General features: G+C 60.7%; 1 protein-coding gene. It reads right to left on the bottom strand.

Annotated features, from left to right (window positions below):
- Window positions 1-565, bottom strand: a 565-nt coding sequence (locus IB248_RS30955; RefSeq protein WP_192242247.1) for an integrase core domain-containing protein, incomplete at both ends; no start/stop codon positions are given.

Here is a 565-nt window from a genome sequence, read left to right as displayed (position 1 = left end):
GGTAGGCGCGCGGTGACGCGTCGTAGCGCTCTGCCGGGTAGGCCATGTTGAGCGCCTGGTGGGGCCGCTCGCTGTTGAACTCCTCGACGAAGTCGTCGAAGCGGGCTTGCTGCTGCAGGAAATTGTCTCCGGCCGGCTTGGTTGTCTCAAGTTTCAGTGTCAGATGCATGCGTTCATGGCGGCCGTTCTGCTGCGGGTTGCCCGGCTTGATGCGCTCGATGTCGATACCGAGCCTGAGCCACCAGACGGCGAGCCGAGACAGATTGAACAGTCCGTTGGGGCTAGCGAAAGGCACTCCGTTGTCGGTTCTGATCGCCTTGGGCAGGCCGAACTCCTTGAAGACGCGTTCGAAAACGGTGAAGGCGTAGACTTCCTTGGTCGTGTGCAACGCTTCGCAGGCCAAAAGATAGCGGCTGGCGAAGTCGGTGATCGTCAACGGGTAGCAATAGCGCTTATCGGCAAGCATGAACTCGCCTTTGTAATCGGCGCACCACAGGTCGTTGGGCAGCCCAGGATTGGAGAGTGCTGTTCCTTCAGCCCGGTTGCGCCGCCGCCTACCGTGCTT

The organism is Rhizobium sp. RHZ01, from assembly GCF_014851595.1.
Classification (GTDB): Bacteria; Pseudomonadota; Alphaproteobacteria; order Rhizobiales; family Rhizobiaceae; genus Rhizobium; species Rhizobium altiplani.
The sequence above is the reverse complement of the archived record's forward strand: the minus strand, read 5'-3'. Positions and strand labels throughout refer to the sequence as shown.